Genomic DNA, 15010 nt, shown 5'->3' with positions numbered 1-15010 from the left:
CGTTGACGTCTCCGAGGCCGGACCAGGAGCCGTCGGGTCGGCGGATGGTGTGCCACAGGTGTCCGTTGGCGTGCTGGACTTGGGTCTTCCAGCCAGCTCGGTAGGTTGCAGCGAAGAGGCCCCCGTCATGCCCGGTGCGCGGGTGCAGGACGACGTTCACGGTGCAGGCCTTGTTGTCCCCGGTGGCCGTCACATGCCGCTCAGTGAAGTGATCCGCATCTTGTGTCGTGAGGAACCGGGCGTCAATCACCTCATCTGGCAGTGCCTCGAGCACCACGTCGCGGCCGTGGGGGGCCCAGGGCGTGACGGATGTCATGGTGGCCGTGATCTGCTGGGAGTACTCCTTTGACACGTTCACCCCCGTCGCGCGGCACGCCGTGCGACTAGGCCCTGCGGGGACAACGAAGCGATGGATCCAGTCCGGCGGGTGCATCTCGAGCCAGCCTCCCTGGCCGGGCCATACTCGCTCCCACCAGTTCGGACCAGGGTCGTGCTCATGGTCCTGCCACAGGGAGCCGCATACCATCACGCCGGCGCCGGCCAGAAGCCAGCCGTGTTGGTTGTCGGGATTGTTGGGATTGAATGGCCACCAGCAGTCGTCGACCACTCCCTGCCATGGCACGACGCCCTTCCATCCGTGATGAATAGTGTCTTGCCAGACGTGAACCCAGCCGGGGGGTGCGGCTCCTCGGCCGTCGATCTGATACGGGTGAGTGAGGTCCCTCATCGGTCCAATTTCAGGCCTGGTGTGCCAGCAGTTGAGCTCGATCTGGAGGGTCGGCTGTCCCTGCCAGGTGTCGGCCGCTGGTAGATGGAAGGCGCCGACAGTGGCATAGCGGGCTCCGGTCGCGTCTGGTGGAATGTCGCCGAAAGGGAGCGGGTGGGGAATGTTTTGGGGATCGTACAGATTGCCCGGTAGCTTCGCGCCGAGCAGGGCGGTGCTCAGGCCGTCGGGACCGTACATGTGGTCGACGAAATCTGCATCGAGAAGGAGGCGATAGTGAATGTCCTCCACCCACGGAGCGCTGGAGGACGGATCCTCCTGCGTACTGAAAGGATAGTTCCACCCCGGATTTTCCAGAAGCCAGCCGGCGAGAAGAACATGATCGCGGACTTTGGCCGCGGGGTCTTTGGAGCCATCGTTGGGATTACTGGTGAAGAATACATCTGATGCCCGTACCGCGGGACCGGCGCCGAGCTCAACCGTGATCAGGTCGCTCACGCTGCCGTCCGGGACGGATTCGACCTTCTCCTGACGCAAACCCATTGCACTCATTCGCTCGGGGTTAGGGATCCGAAACTTTGTGTCGCCGTAAGCTAGATAGATGTCCCCATGGGACACCTCTTTGATGAGGGCCGCGTGTGCGACACGACCCTCCGCGTTTCGCTCCATCTTTGCCCCACTCTGTCGACGTGCGTGCGGATTGGGCATGTGTCTAAGATGTCCGGTTCCTCGATGAACCGCTTGCCGATGCTGGCACCAAGATACGGTCCTAGCTCAGATCGATGCAGCGCTCCGCCACTCGCGGCGCGCGGCCCATGCCAGCAGGCCCGCGCTTACGGCAAGCGATAGAACAATTACCCATTCGACTGCGCCGCTACCAGCGTCGGGATTGATCCGAAGTAACGCTTCAAGCCAATCGCGGGAGACGAGCGTGACGATCATCAGACAAAGAGATAGTCCGCTGAGTAGCGCGTAAGCCCAATATCTTCCTCGGAGAACGCGCATGACTTTTTCTCCTTCCCGAACCCGGCGCCACATGGGCAAAATCTGCCGTAACCCGCTCCAACCAGTCCATACGCACAAGTGCGCATACTGGCTGATCGTCAGCTGTCTGGCTGTCGGCCGATTGATCGCGTGGACCGTCCGCGAACGAGAAGTGCAAGGACCCTCGGATGGCACCAGCCACGCCAGGCACCGATCGGGGTCAAGGTCAAGTCGGGCGCGTTGACGCGCGTCCGCCCCGAACACTTGGCCCGCCGTCGAGCCGTCGACGAACTGCACTGTTTACAGCGATTTGCGGACGACCTCGGACCACGACCTCGGATGCGTCGGCGCGCTGCGCCGCGCCATTTCGGCGTTGGATCACGCCGATTTCGGGTTCAGCAACCCGAGCGTCTCCGCTCGGCGGACCGCAAGTATCCGGCCACGGCTACCCAGCTTGCTGTAGGTATGGTCGAGATGCTTACTGACGGTTCGTGAGCTGATGCCCAGGACACGGCCTATCGCCCCCGCGGTAAGCCCATCGGCGGCCAGCGAGAGGACCTGCACCTCCCGGTCAGTCAACAAATGCCGCTCGGTCGCGGCGAGCCCTGGTGACATGGCGACGTCCGCGGCAGCCTTGTCCTGGCCACCATCATTCAGCCGGTCGAACGCGCCGAGTGATGGATCCACCGCGGGACCGCGTTCCATCTTCGCACTCGAGGAAGAGCCATGGCCGGCCAGGCGCTGCGCCAAACTGTCCAGTACTACGAGAAGGTCCTGCAGTCGCCGCGCGGTATCGAGCTCAGCGTCGCTGAAATCGCGGCCGTCGCGTTCCAGCACCCAGGTGCGGCCACGGTTCCCGCTGATATTTCGGGTAACTATGGTCATCTGGTACCGCATGCCGGTCGGCCGGAACAACTGCTGATAGGTCCTGGTCCGTTCGAAGGCGCGCTGCGAAATGATGTCGGACATGCGGCGCGGCGTCAGGGACGCGCCCCGAACGCCGTGGCTGCGAATCATCGGATGTTCCGAAACGACCTCACCCAGTACCTGTGGCCGCCACGGGGGCACTCGCTCGCCCGCGATACGGAACGTGCGACGTCTCGCGACGCCGGCGTCCTCGGAGACGAACATGGCCACGGAGCCCCGGAAGATCCGCTGCAAACTCGATCCCGCCACCTCGGGATATACGTCCCAGGACGTTGCCGTAGCTTCCTCGACGATGTCCTGTAGCAGGTCCGACACCTTGCAAGTTGGCACCTGACTTCCCCTCTCCATGAGTGGGCTTAAGAGTAGGCGAGGTTTGTTTCGACCGAGGCCGAACAATGAGTTCAACTCCTCGGGCGCTCACGCCGCCGCGAGGGGGTCGCCCAGCCGCCGCTGCGCTAGACCCATCCGCGAGCCCGACTGTTGGACGGGCCACAACTGGGTCGCGTTGCGTTGCCGACGTGCTGGCCGGACTGGGCGCGAGCACGGTCGAGCATCGCCTGGCCGCGTGAGGACGAAGTCGACCTGACTACCGCAGTGGGCGCTGGACGCTGACTACTCCCCCAGCCTCGGTCCCCGCATCCCGACGGAGGGCGGCGTCGGCGGCGTCGTAGGTGGCGGGCCTTTCCGGCACCATCTGCTTGTACAGACCGTCGCCGCTAGGGATCAGCCAGCCTGCCTGGCCGCGCTCCACCTACCCGACCACAAGAACTGGCCGCGCTGCTACGCGAACCGCTCAAGGGCCAGCCGGGCAAGACCTTGGCCGAACAGCTCCGCCCGACACCGTCCAGGTCGAGGAGCATTGACCGCGATCCCGAGCTCTTCCACGGGCCAGCGCGGAAGAGGGCCTCTGACCAGGGATGATGCGCTATTACTCACGATTCGAGTGTCCATAATCGTGAGTAATACAGAATGTGGTTTCTGCATCGCCAAACCCTGACGTCGCACTCCACGGCGTGCCGCAGGATGGTGAAAAAGGTAGGTCTGTCCGCCCGATCCGCCCGCAGTACCGCATGGCGGGAGATGGTTCTGCAAGCGCCCGCGGCGATCCTCGCCGACGGACTTGGCGCCGAACGCGGCACCGCCGCCCGTCACGCGAGGAACGCCGGCGCTGATTACGCCATCTACCCCAACAGTGCGCACTGGCAATATCGCGGAGACGTGAGTCACCGTCAGGGCAGAGATTTGGGGCCCTGGCAGATGCGTCGCTTGGATGGCCATCGTCATCACGCAATATGTTCGCTGAGTGGAACGCGCGAGTGTGCTGATGCGAGTTGCCTGCCTCTGCCTGGTCGTGGTGAGCGTCGGGATCCTAGCGTTCGGAATCGTCACCGTGCTGCCGCGGATGGTCGGCAGCAACCTGTTGATCCGGGCCACCGGACTGGCCTCGATCGGTCTGGGGCTGTTCGGCGGTCTGATTGCGCTGATCCCGTTTCGCCGGCGCGAGGTCTGGGCGTGGTCGGTTCTGTGGTTCTATCCGATCTTCTGGACCGTGCATCTGGTGAATGGACTGCCGCCGGGCAAGGACCACATCCACCAGATCGCGTTCATTGTGCTGTCCCTTGCTGGCCTGCTACTGCCTGTTCGACACATCTTCGGAGTCGGTCGACGATCCTGACAGCTCGGTCGACGATCCTGACAGCGTTGCGCTGGCGCGCGTCCGGCCAGCCCGAACGCTAACGGCGATGGCTGGGCGTGCCGCTGGGCTTGTGGCTCATGCCCGCAAGCTCAGACAGCGCCTGGAACCCTTGTTCGGTGCCGGGCCAGTGGCCGCGCAAACCGTCAAGGCCGATCCGACGCACCACGCTGCGCAGCACGAGGACAGTGATGATCGCATCGTCGGCGAACCCGATCATGGGGATGAAGTCGGGCACCAGATCGATCGGCGACGCCAGGTATGCCACCAGTCCCCAGATCCGCACCCGCACCCCGACGGGGAGGGAACGATCGCTGGCCACCCGGCGCAGCAGGCGAATCAGGTCCGGCAGCAGCCGCAACGCCTCGGTTCCGGTGGCGCCGTGGCGGCGCTTGCCCCGGAGCAGGACCGCGATCAGCAACAGCCAACAGACCAGCAGTGCAGCCGCGGCACCGATCGCCGCGTCGAGCCACCACCGCCCCGTCATGTGATTCCCTTCACCGGCGGGTCGTCCGCTGCGAGGCGATCCTCGTCGAGGGCGGTGTCGGCGACCACCGCCTTGGCTTCGAAATCGGCCAGTGCGGCCCGGCAGCCTTCGACGGCCGCCACCGTTCGGGCGGAACCCGGAGCATCGAAATAGTCCCGCGATCGGATCGAGTCCAGCCACCGTTCGAAACGTCCCAGGTCTGCCTCGGACTCCTCGACCTCGGTATAGGTCGCCCGACCCCGTTCGGTCTCCATTTCGATCTCGGCCAGAAACGCAGGAACCCGGTCCAGCACCTCGGCGTACTCCCGGTCACGATCGGCCCGCTGCTCCGCCATCACCTGCTCGGCATCCTCAGCGGTGAGAGTGACAACAAAGACCCTGGCCCTCCCCCCGTCCGCGCTGACCCTGTTGACCATCCGCGTCACCGCCTCGCTCACCGTGGGCAGCTTCGGCACCAGGCACACCGACGGCCCTAAATGGACGGCGCCGAGGCGGCGCAGCTGCCGCCAGACGAACACCCGCAGCGTCGTGGACTTGGCCGTCGAGGCGCTGACCAGCAACCACTCCGACACGTCCACCATGAAACAAACGTTACACCGGCCGGGTTACGCTGGCCCCCGCAATGGCCCGTCACATGTCAGGAGAATCCCCGGATGAACGGCGTCGACGAGGCGTTCGAGATGATCGGCGGCATCCTCCTCGCAATCACTCTGCTGCTCATCCTCCTCACCTGGCTTGAGTCCAGCCTGAGCACGGGCCCCGACCCGCAACGCCACCGTCGCGGCCGGACCGACCGCCGCCAGGATGAAGACGACCAATACCGATAGCCGGGGGCTGCGGCTGGCGGGGTTTACAGCAGCGGTGACTTCTGCGTGCGCCTCGTAAGACGGGTCCTCCACAGTGACGGCCGTTGAGATGGCCTCCCGGAGGAGCACTCGTCAACTTCGAATAGGTGCTGTTACCAGCAATAGACCCAACGCCGGCGCACGGCAGGCTGCCATTCTGATGCCTCATCCGAGCCGCCCAGCACACTCAGCGTTGGTTCTGTCCGGCAATACCGGCGGACGATGACCCACTCTCGCCCACTCAGCTGGATGAATGCGCGATGCGTACTGGCGGAGTGGGGTGGGCGCGGTAAAGACTACGAGGGCCGCATTCTTCCTGGGAGGTCGCGATCTCGATGCTGCAGCCAATCTCGTCGCCGGGTCCAGTCAGCCGACAGCATCGGAGCGGAAGGTGGATCAGGACGAGCGGGCTGGTGGTGGCGGCGGGGCTGGTTGCCGCATCACTGTCCGGGTCGCCGGCCGACGCGCTCGTACCCGGTCCGCCCTCGGTCCTGCACGTGGGCCAGATCGCGCGGCAAGACGTGCCGGCGCTGCCCGGCTCCGAACCCGACACCCTGGTCGAGCCCGACGTGGGCGTCTCACCAGTCAATGGGAACATCGCGGTCGCGGTTGCGCACGATGGCCGCTACCCCGACGGTGGGGCGGTCGGCATCGAGACCAGCTGGACCCACGACGGCGGCGCGACGTGGCATCACCGACCGTTGCCCGGGGTGACCGCGGCAACCGGCGGCGCCAGGATCTGGGAACGAGCCAGCGACCCGGTCGTCGCGTTCGGTCCGAACGGTGTCGTGTACGTGTCGACCCTGGTGTTCAACACCGGTTGTGACAGCGGTGTGCTGGTGTCCAAGAGCGTCGACGGCGGCAAGACCTTCGCGAAGCCGACCGTCGCACACCGCTCCGCCAGCTGCGACATCTCCGACGACAAGAACTGGCTCGTGGTCGACAACGGCCCGACCAGCCCGCACCGGGGCAGGCTCTACCAGTTCTGGACGCCGTTCCTGACCGACATGTTCGGCAACGCCGACGGGTCTCCGCAGGCGCTGGTCTACTCAGACGACGCCGGCGCGACCTGGAGCGCGCCGGTCAACGTCAGTCCCCCACACGCGAACACCCAGAACTCCCAGCCGATGCTCAAACCCAACGGGACGATCGTCGACTCCTACATCGACTACGGCCCGAACGGCTCCGCCGAGGGCCCGGAGGCGGCCGAGGCACGGGCCACCCACCGGAAGACAGGTCCGACGCCACGGACCACAACCCCGAAGGCAACGGCTGCCTCGACCTACCCCGCCCTCGTCACCGTGCGCTCGAGCGACGGCGGCGACACCTGGTCACCGGGCGGCACGATCACCCGGGACCTCGGCGACGGACCGCCCGACATCCGCTGCTGCCTGCCGTCCGCGGTCGCCGACCCGGTGACCGGCCGGCTCTTTGCGAGCTGGAACTCCGTCGACCCGACCAAGATCAAGTTGTCTTCGTCCGACGACGGGAAGCGCTGGTCGGCACCGGTCGTCGTCAACCGTGCCGACAAGTCCCTGCTCGGAGTCAGCTCGGACGTGTCGGCCTACAATGGGACGGTCTCGGTCGCGTACGGGTTGACCAACGCCGCGACCAGCACCGGCCGCTTCGGCCGCCAGTTCGTGGCCACCTCCCGTGACGGCGGGCGGCACTTCCTGCAACCGACTCCGATCGGACCGCAGACCAACTACGCCTACGCCGCCGTCGCGGGAGGCATCTTCCCCGGCGACTACATCGGAACCGCCATAACCAAGGGCCGCCTCTACGCCGTCTGGGCGGTCTCCAGCAAGCCACCCACCACCGGCGCCACCTATCACCAGGTGATCTACGGAGCCAGCTTCGACACCAACCGCAGCCCGATCCAGGTCGCAGCGCCACCGGACGCCAAAGCCGCGGTCACCCGGCCCTGAGGGTCGAGCCGGCGTCCCGACGGTTCAGACTGGGCCGGGTCTGTCCGGCACAGTCGCCTGCTGCGTGGTGTCGCAGAAGGCATTCGAATGGCCGAGCTGTGTCCCGCATTCGGTAACCCGCAGTGCGCGGTAGCCGTCCAGTATTAACCGTGCATGGTCTCCGGCCGGAACTGAGCCAAACACTCCGCTGAACCAAACGGACCCTTCCACAATTCAGGGTGTAAGTAAGCGTTCACGAGCGACGTCGTCGTGCGGGCCGACTTACACCTGCTTTGTGTTATCACCGCTGGGTCGAGGACAGCCGCGAACGGGCGCCAGTGATGTTCTTTTTCTACACCCGGTGGCAGCCATTTCTCCATTTGAGGCGTTTGTGTTATCCGCCGGTTTGCATGCCGCGGATGCCGGAGTCGAACTTCAACTCGACGGTTTGGAACTGTCCTTGGTCGATGCGGACCGGAACGGTGGTGCCGCGCGGTAGGAGGTTGCCGGTGAGGTTGTCTGCGTGCAGGGTGTACGCCCCGGGGGCGAGGGTGAGGCGGTACCGGCCGTCCTCGCCGGACTGCACCGTGCTGACCACGGTCTGGTCAGAATCCTTCGTCACCGTGATCTTTGCGGCCAGCGGCACGTCCCGTTCAGCCGCTGATCGCGCCGGGCACGACGAATGCGAACTTCGCGAGGTCATGGAGCGTGTTCGCGCACCTGGCGGCCTGGGGCGTAGCGGGCCTCGTCATCGCTGAGCTGCTGCTCGGCCGCCAGGTCGACCCCGGGAAATCGCGTCAGTGCCGCGGGGCTCCAGCTGGTCGGACACGGACCTCGCTCTAGCGATTACTACTCACGATTCGAGAGTCCATAATCGTCAGTAATATTGCGACGCTTGAGTCTCCATGCGTCGTACCGTCGAACGTCAAGCGCGGGCAGCGCATCTGGGCAGCCGCAGTAAGTCGTGACGCTGGCGATCGTCGCGCTCCGGCCAGCTGCTGACAGATGATCCGCTTCCGGCAGCGATCCTCCACTGAATCCGTGGTGGGACATCTTTCGCGCGGCTGGCCTAGCGGTCGGGTCTAGGTGAGACGGCGTTGGTGTTGGTCGATTTGTTGGATGCGTTCGCGTAGTTGGCCGGTGTCGGGGTTGTCGAGTTGGTCGAGGATGGCGACGGCCTGTTCCCAGGTTGCTCGGGCGTGTGCGGTCTGGCCGGCTGCGAGTTGTGCGTCGCCGAGGCGGGTGAGGATTTCTGCTTCGCTGTGCCGGTCGGCGATGTCGCGGAACAGGTCGGCGGCGTGCTGGTAGCAGGCGATGGCCTGGTCGTGCCGGCTGAGGTTGTGGTGGGCGAATCCGAGGCTGTCCCAGGTGTTGGCCTGCCCGGCTTGGTCACCGAGTTGTTGTTGGATTATGAGGGCTTGTTGGCAGGATTTCAGGGCTTGTTCGTGATGGCCCAGTTGTGCGGCGTACCAGCCAATGTTGTTCAGGGCCATGGCCTGCCCGATGTGATGGTCGGCTCCGCGGAAGAAGTCGAGAGCCAACTGGTTGTGGTCGAGGGCGGCTTGGTATCGGAGCTGCCCTTCGGCGACTCGGCCGAGGGTGAGGTGGGTGCGGGCCTGCCCGACGTGATCGGCGAGTTCCCGGTAGAGATCGAGGGCACCAGCCAGGGCGGTGGCCGCTTCCTCGTATCGTCCAAGGTCGGTGTAGGCCCAGCCGAGGCCGCGGCGGGCATGTGCGAGGGCGAGCCGGTCGCCCAACCGTTCCGCGGCGGCCTGTCCGGCGGCCTGGGTGATCGCCCAGTCATGCCAGTGTCCTTGACGGTGGAGAAAAACAGCGAGTGCCCAGGCCAGCTGCCAGGTGTGGACGTCGTACCGACCTGTCACGGCCAGGTCCATGGCGGCGAGGAGAACGGGATGTTCGGTGCGGAACCAGGCCAGCGCCTGACCCGGGTCCGCTGGACTCTCGGGGCTGACGCCGTGGCGGGCGGGGGCCAGGGTGATGGGGTCGCGGTGTGGGTGGAGCAGGGTGTCGGCACGGCTGGCGGTGTGCAGGTAATGGTCGAGCAGGCGGCCCGCCGCCTCGTGCCTTTGCTCGGCGGTGTGGCCGGCACGGCTTTGCTCGGTGGCGTAGACGCGGAGCAGGTCGTGGAGGCTGTAGCGGCCGGGGGTGTTCTCAGCGACCAGATGCGTTTGGGCGAGGCCGGTGAGGAGACGGCGCGCCCGGTCAAGGGATAGGCCGGTGAGGCTGGCGGCGGCCGGCGTGGAGATGTCCGGCCCGGGGTGGACGCTGAGCAGCCGAAACACGGCGGCGGTGTCGGCGTCGAGGGTCTGGTAGGACCAGGAGAAGACGGCACGGACGTTGGCGACCGTGTCACCTGTGGACAGCGCATCCAGTCGGGCCCGGGCGTCACGCAGCTCACCGGCGAGGGCGGCCAAGGGGAATTGGGGGTGGCTGGCGCCTCGGGCTGCCACGATCGCCAGTGCCAGCGGCAGCCGTGCACAGCGGGTGATGATCTCCTCGGCTGCCTGGGGCTCGGCAGCGACCCGGTCGGCGCCGAGGCGGCGTCCCAACAGGTCCTGGGCTTCGGGCGGGGTCAGCAGATCAAGTATCAGTGGGTGAGCTCCGCCGGCGACCAGACTGGTCAGCTGATCACGGCTGGTGACCACGACCAGGCAGCCGGGCGCGCCGGGCAGCAACGGGCGTACCTGATCGGCATCCCGGGCATTGTCGGCCACGATGACCATCCGCCGCCCCGCCAGCAAGCTCCGATACAGCGCAGCTTGGGCGTCCAGGCCGACCGGGATCCGTTTCGGCGGCACATCCAGTACGTCCAGGAAGCCGCGGAGCGCCTCGGCCGGGTGCATTACTGATCCGCCCGGATCAAAGCCGCGCAGGTTGACATACAGCTGGCCGTCAGGGAACCGGTCCCGTACCCGGTGGGCCCAATGCACCGCGAGCGCGGTTTTGCCCACCCCCGCGGTTCCCGACATCGCGACAACAACCACCCCGCCGGCGGGATGGTCGAGCAGTCGGTTCAATCCGGCGAGCTGGGAAGCTCGGCCGGTGAAGCCTGCGACGTCGGCCGGCAACTGCCCGGGCACAGAGCGGCCTGCGGCGGGAGCCGTTCCTCCGGCGGCCGGCTGACGGTCCGCTCGTCGACCCTCCTCGACTCGGTCACGGATGGTGCCCAACGCACCGGCCTCGGCCGGTGACGCCCCGAGCAGGCGGACCAACTCGTCGAATCGGTCGGTCGGCGGCAATGCGCGTCCGGTGAAGTACTCCCCGATCACGGCATGTGACCAGCCGGTGCGGGCCGCTAACTCCCGATAGGTCAGCTCCGAGTCGCCGCGCCGGCGCGCGTCACGCCGGCGCAGCTGCCGCAGCAATTCTGCCAGTGCGGGTTGGGTCGTGACGTCCAGGAGCGCTGACCGGTCCCAACCGGTCGTCGGTTCGCCGGGGCCGTCGGAAGGCGTCGAACCCGTTCGCCGCGACATGCGCCAAAGGGTAGGAGAACTTTTCTCAACCTCCCGCCCATTCTCATTTGTGTCAGACCGGACGCCGGTGTCTGGCGCTGTCTGGCCGCGTCCGGGATCACCAGCACACCGACCAGTCGGCGCACCACACTTGGCACGACGCGGTCGCCGCATCCGCTGAGCAGCATTCGACAACCTCGAAATTTGACGAAGGTGTCTTCTTCCGCGGAATCGTTCCAAGGAGTTTCCATGTCGTTTCCCGCATTCAAGGCTCCAATTTCCTGTTTGCTCGGAGTTGTTGTTACTGGCCTGTGGTTCCAGCTGATGGTGGTGTCTTCGGCGTCGGCGGAGCCGCCGGTGGAGACTGTGGTGGCGGAGCGTACGAACCCGGCGGTCCAGGTCATCACAGTCGAGTACACCGCCAGTGCGAGCCTGGGCGGCGTCACCCTGAACAACAACGCCTGGAAGCTGTTCGAGCGTGGCATCGCCAAGGCCAGGGCGGGTGAACTGGTCAGCGTACGCGCGGTTGCGGCCTGGGTCTTCGACCACATCCGCGACGACCCGACCCGGTACTACCGCACAGTCGGAAGTCACCGGACGGTGAAGATGTCGAGCCGGTACGTGGGCAGCGGCTTCATCGCCGCCGAGACCGGCTATGTGGTCACCGCGCGGCACGTGGTCACCCCAGATCCTGCGATCCGAAACGGCTTCGTGAGTGACGGCGTGGCAGCGTTTGCCAAGACCGACGGCGACGCGATGGTGCGGCTCTTTCGAAAATGGGACTTGTCGCGGGCCACGAAACGCGACATTCGCGCATCGGTTGCAGCCTTCGACCGGGCCAAGGTGAAAGTCAACGTCAGCCCGCCGCGCGTTGCGGTCCTGCTCGGCGTGGCGTCCGTCACCGGTGCGCGGATCGGCCAGACCCAACCCGCCGACGTCGTTTACCGGTCCGCGCCTGCGTTGGGCGAGGACATCGGCGTGCTCCGCGTCCGGGTCGCCGCGAAGCTTCCCGCCCTGGCCCTTGCCACCGACGCCCCCGGCCAGGGGTCACAGATCTACGTCAACTGCTTCCCGGCGGCCGCCACCTGGACCAAAGGCATGTCGGAAGCGGCCCGGTTGCAGCCAACCCTGTCCAGCGGCCAAGTCACTGCGCTGAAAGCCTCTACCGGCGGAATCAACCTGCTCCAAACCAACGCCGCCGCCAGCCCCGGCTGTTCGGGTGGCCCGGCCCTGAACGAGGCCGGCGCGGTCGTCGGGATCCTCGTCTCCGGCGCCGTCGACAGCCGCGGGATCCCGGTCGGCCAAAACTATGTGCAGCCGGGCGGGCTGATCGGCGAAGCGCTGCGCCGCAGCGCACTCGACATCAAGCCGAGCCTGACCACCGACCTCTACAACCAGGCGCTGACCGACTATCACCACGACTACTTCACCAAAGCATTGGAGGAGTTCAAGGCGGTGCAGGCGCTGTACCCGGCCCACGCCTACGTCGGGACCTACATCACCGACAGCCAGGCCGCCATCTCCGCCGGTCGAGACAAGACTTCCCCAACCCCACCAACGATCCCACCCGTCGCGGTCGGTGCCTTACTCGCGTTCGCGCTGCTCATCGGTGCAAGCGTGGTCGCGTTCGTCATCGCCCGGTGGCACCGGACCAACCCGGCCAGACAGCAACCACACCAGCTGCCGGCCGGTCAAGCCACCGGACGGGACGTACCGACGGCGCCCGAGCAGGACCCTGCCTCCACGCCCGGCCCCGACGACCCGTCAAACCCCACCATCCCCCATGTTGACCTCGCCGCGACGGCCATGACAGGAGTTGAGGATCCCCACAGCCAAGATGTCGAGGCGGTGGACGACGAGGCACCGGACACCTTCCCCGCGTGGCGGCCGATCGACTTCGTCCCGGCCTATCCCGCGGCCGACACCGACACCCCGGCACAGCCGGCCGCATGGCCCGACGCCGCTACCCAACCCCCCTCGCCTGAAGATCTCCACCGATGAGAAGCCAGGCTCCTGGGGCGGCTCACACCAGCTACCGGCTCGGGATCGACCTGGGGACAACATTCACTGCAGTCGGGGTGGCCCGGCACGGCGAGTACCGGGTGATGCCGCTCGGACAGCACCGACTCGACATACCGTCCACGGTCTACGTGGCACCCGACGCCACCGTAACCGTGGGCGACGCGGCCGAGACATTGGGCCACCAATACCCAACGGCGGTCGCGCGCGAGTTCAAACGCCGTCTCGGCGACCCGGTACCCCTGATCGTCGACGGCCGCCCGTTCTCACCGCAAACCCTGATGGCCCACATCCTCCGCTGGAGCGTCACCACGGCCACCAACACGATGGGCAGCCGACCGGATCTCTTGGCGGTCACGTGCCCAGCGAACTGGGGTCCCTACAAGCACGAACTGCTCACCCAGGTGATCAAGCTGGCCGACGTGCCCAGCAGCATCATCTGTACCGAACCCGAAGCTGCCGCGATCCGGCACGCCGGCGCCGACGCCCGCAAAGGTGCCCTGGTCGGCATCTACGACCTTGGCGGCGGCACCTTCGACGCCGCCATCCTCCGGGCCTCCGGGTCCGGTGGGTTCCAGCTGGCCGGCCCGCCCGAGGGGATCGAACACCTCGGCGGGATCGACTTCGATGAGGCCATCTACTCCTTCGTCCTGCACGCCCTCGGCCGGGAAGCGCTCGACCTGGCCGGCTCCGACGACCCCGACGTGATCACCGCCATGGCGGCGGTCCGCCGTCGCTGCATCGCCGCCAAGGAAACCCTGTCCACCGAACCGGCCGCCTCGATCGAGGTCTCCCTGCCCGGCCAGGTCACCACCGTACGGATCACCCGACCCGAGTTCGAGGCCATGATCAAACCTGCCCTGGGCGACACCCTCCGCGCCCTCACCCGCGCCCTCCGCGGCGCCGCCGCGACAACCGAGGACCTCACCTCGTTGGTACTGGTCGGCGGATCGGTCCGCATTCCCCTCGTCGCCGAACTCGTCGCCAGGAACGTCGAAAGTCAAGTCGTCATCCCCCGCGACCCATCGCACAGCGTCGCCGTTGGGGCCGCAATCGCCGCCGACAGGTACCGCATCCCACCAGCCTCCGCCGCCAGCCGCGGCACACCCGCGACGCGCCGACCGGCCCCCGCCACCCGCTCGAGCGTGCCCTTACCAGGCCGCGACGCTCTCCTCACCGCCCGTGAACTGGTACGAATCAACCCCGGCGAACGAGCCCACCTCGCCGAATGGTCCATCACCCCCGGCACACCGGTCCACGTCGGACAACCACTCGCGAAACTGATCATCCGCGCCCCGACCGGAACCCAGCCACGGACCGGTCAGAGCAGGGCCGTCCTGCTCCGCTCACCCTTCGCCGCCATACTGCACCGCACCTTCATCACCCCCGGCGCCCTGCTCACCCCAGCCGACCTGCTCGCCGGTTTCGAGCAAGTCCACAGCTATCTCGACCGCCCGGGCCGCGCCCTGCCCACCGACACCGGCATTCGACTCACCCTCAACCAGCCCATCTCAGCCACCGCCAACGCCGGCCGCCCCGTCGCCTTCCTCGACCGCACCCCGCATCCGCTGTGGTGGTCCGCCAGCTTCTGTATGCTCACCCGACCCGGGCCGCACCTGGTCGGCACCGCCTACACCCGCGGCAACCAATGGTTCGGCTTCGCCAGCCGCACCATCACCATCCCCACCCGCGGCCTCCTGCACCTCACCTACACCGACCCCGGAACCGGAGCCACCGCCGAACTACAACCCACCCCTCACCGCGGCACCGAAACAGCCGCCGCCGGCCATCCCACGTGATCCGGCGACGCCCCCGCCACGAAAGGTAGCAACAACGGTCCCCGGCACCGGCTCTCCCGCCCTCCCCGGGCTCACCTTGGCGCTTGCTCTGGTCACCGCGCTCTACTTCGCCTTCGGGTCGCCGAACCGGCGTCTTCGGCCTCGTTGCGTAC

Annotated in this window: 12 protein-coding genes and 1 pseudogene; 5 read left to right on the top strand and 8 right to left on the bottom strand. The window is 66.7% G+C overall.

Annotated elements, in window-relative coordinates; genetic code table 11:
* The 3 genes from ABD747_RS22665 to ABD747_RS22655 form a co-directional block, all read right to left on the bottom strand.
* The coding region (locus ABD747_RS22665; protein WP_344808939.1) for a hypothetical protein at positions 1-1276 on the bottom strand (1276 nt) is incomplete at its 3' end.
* A gap of 222 nt (positions 1277-1498) precedes the next feature.
* Positions 1499-1666 carry a hypothetical protein gene (locus ABD747_RS22660; RefSeq protein ID WP_344808937.1) on the bottom strand — a complete coding sequence of 56 codons (168 nt, stop codon included), beginning with the start codon at positions 1664-1666 and terminating at the stop codon, positions 1499-1501.
* A 420-nt stretch (positions 1667-2086) separates the two neighbouring features.
* Positions 2087-2950: a response regulator transcription factor gene (locus tag ABD747_RS22655; protein WP_344808935.1), complete on the bottom strand. Its 864-nt coding sequence runs from the start codon at positions 2948-2950 to the stop codon at positions 2087-2089.
* A gap of 988 nt (positions 2951-3938) precedes the next feature.
* Between ABD747_RS22655 and ABD747_RS22650 the strand changes: the two genes are divergently transcribed.
* A complete protein-coding gene (locus ABD747_RS22650; protein WP_344808933.1) occupies positions 3939-4310 on the top strand; it encodes a hypothetical protein in 372 nt (123 codons plus the stop codon).
* Positions 4311-4368: 58 nt separating this feature from the next.
* Here ABD747_RS22650 and ABD747_RS22645 read toward each other — a convergent pair whose 3' ends face one another.
* Together ABD747_RS22645 and ABD747_RS22640 are read right to left on the bottom strand one after the other, a co-directional pair.
* A complete protein-coding gene (locus ABD747_RS22645; RefSeq protein ID WP_344808931.1) occupies positions 4369-4815 on the bottom strand; it encodes a YkvA family protein in 447 nt (148 codons plus the stop codon).
* On the bottom strand, positions 4812-5396 hold the full coding sequence (locus ABD747_RS22640) for a Chromate resistance protein ChrB (RefSeq protein WP_344808929.1): 585 nt from the start codon (positions 5394-5396) through the stop codon (positions 4812-4814). The genes ABD747_RS22645 and ABD747_RS22640 overlap by 4 nt, the downstream gene beginning before the upstream one ends.
* A gap of 72 nt (positions 5397-5468) precedes the next feature.
* Here ABD747_RS22640 and ABD747_RS22635 point away from each other — a divergent pair, with 72 nt between their 5' ends.
* Together ABD747_RS22635 and ABD747_RS22630 are read left to right on the top strand one after the other, a co-directional pair.
* Positions 5469-5642: a hypothetical protein gene (locus ABD747_RS22635; protein ID WP_344808927.1), complete on the top strand. Its 174-nt coding sequence runs from the start codon at positions 5469-5471 to the stop codon at positions 5640-5642.
* Between the two features lie 431 nt (positions 5643-6073).
* Positions 6074-7588, top strand: coding sequence for a sialidase family protein (locus tag ABD747_RS22630; protein WP_344808925.1), 1515 nt, complete (start codon positions 6074-6076; stop codon positions 7586-7588).
* A gap of 373 nt (positions 7589-7961) precedes the next feature.
* On the opposite strand, the gene ABD747_RS22625 is transcribed toward ABD747_RS22630, so the two are convergent.
* From ABD747_RS22625 to ABD747_RS26800, 3 genes and pseudogenes are all read right to left on the bottom strand, one after another.
* Positions 7962-8189, bottom strand: coding sequence for a hypothetical protein (locus tag ABD747_RS22625; protein ID WP_344808923.1), 228 nt, complete (start codon positions 8187-8189; stop codon positions 7962-7964).
* A 460-nt stretch (positions 8190-8649) separates the two neighbouring features.
* Positions 8650-10656: an ATP-binding protein gene (locus ABD747_RS22620; RefSeq protein WP_344808921.1), complete on the bottom strand. Its 2007-nt coding sequence runs from the start codon at positions 10654-10656 to the stop codon at positions 8650-8652.
* A 111-nt stretch (positions 10657-10767) separates the two neighbouring features.
* Positions 10768-11061 (bottom strand): annotated as a pseudogene (locus ABD747_RS26800) (helix-turn-helix domain-containing protein); the annotation flags it as partial.
* A gap of 228 nt (positions 11062-11289) precedes the next feature.
* Between ABD747_RS26800 and ABD747_RS22615 the strand changes: the two are divergent.
* Together ABD747_RS22615 and ABD747_RS22610 are read left to right on the top strand one after the other, a co-directional pair.
* Positions 11290-13041, top strand: a complete 1752-nt coding sequence (locus tag ABD747_RS22615) for a serine protease (RefSeq protein ID WP_344808919.1) — start codon at positions 11290-11292, stop codon at positions 13039-13041.
* Positions 13038-14858 carry an Hsp70 family protein gene (locus ABD747_RS22610; RefSeq protein ID WP_344808917.1) on the top strand — a complete coding sequence of 607 codons (1821 nt, stop codon included), beginning with the start codon at positions 13038-13040 and terminating at the stop codon, positions 14856-14858. Before ABD747_RS22615 ends, ABD747_RS22610 begins: the two co-directional genes overlap by 4 nt.
* The last annotated feature ends 152 nt before the right edge of the window (positions 14859-15010 follow it).

The sequence above is a fragment of the Microlunatus ginsengisoli genome (assembly GCF_039537205.1).
Lineage (GTDB): Bacteria > Actinomycetota > Actinomycetes > Propionibacteriales > Propionibacteriaceae > Microlunatus > Microlunatus ginsengisoli.
This window is presented reverse-complemented; position numbering and strand designations above follow the sequence as displayed.

Bases quoted from the DNA above. Each gene is read 5' to 3' on its own strand.
- ABD747_RS22660 (WP_344808937.1), bottom strand. From the start codon at position 1,666: ATGATCGTCACGCTCGTCTCCCGCGATTGGCTTGAAGCGTTACTTCGG.
- ABD747_RS22645 (WP_344808931.1), bottom strand. From the start codon at position 4,815: ATGACGGGGCGGTGGTGGCTCGACGCGGCGATCGGTGCCGCGGCTGCA.
- ABD747_RS22640 (WP_344808929.1), bottom strand. From the start codon at position 5,396: ATGGTGGACGTGTCGGAGTGGTTGCTGGTCAGCGCCTCGACGGCCAAG.
- ABD747_RS22635 (WP_344808927.1), top strand. From the start codon at position 5,469: ATGAACGGCGTCGACGAGGCGTTCGAGATGATCGGCGGCATCCTCCTC.
- ABD747_RS22615 (WP_344808919.1), top strand. From the start codon at position 11,290: ATGTCGTTTCCCGCATTCAAGGCTCCAATTTCCTGTTTGCTCGGAGTT.
- ABD747_RS22610 (WP_344808917.1), top strand. From the start codon at position 13,038: ATGAGAAGCCAGGCTCCTGGGGCGGCTCACACCAGCTACCGGCTCGGG.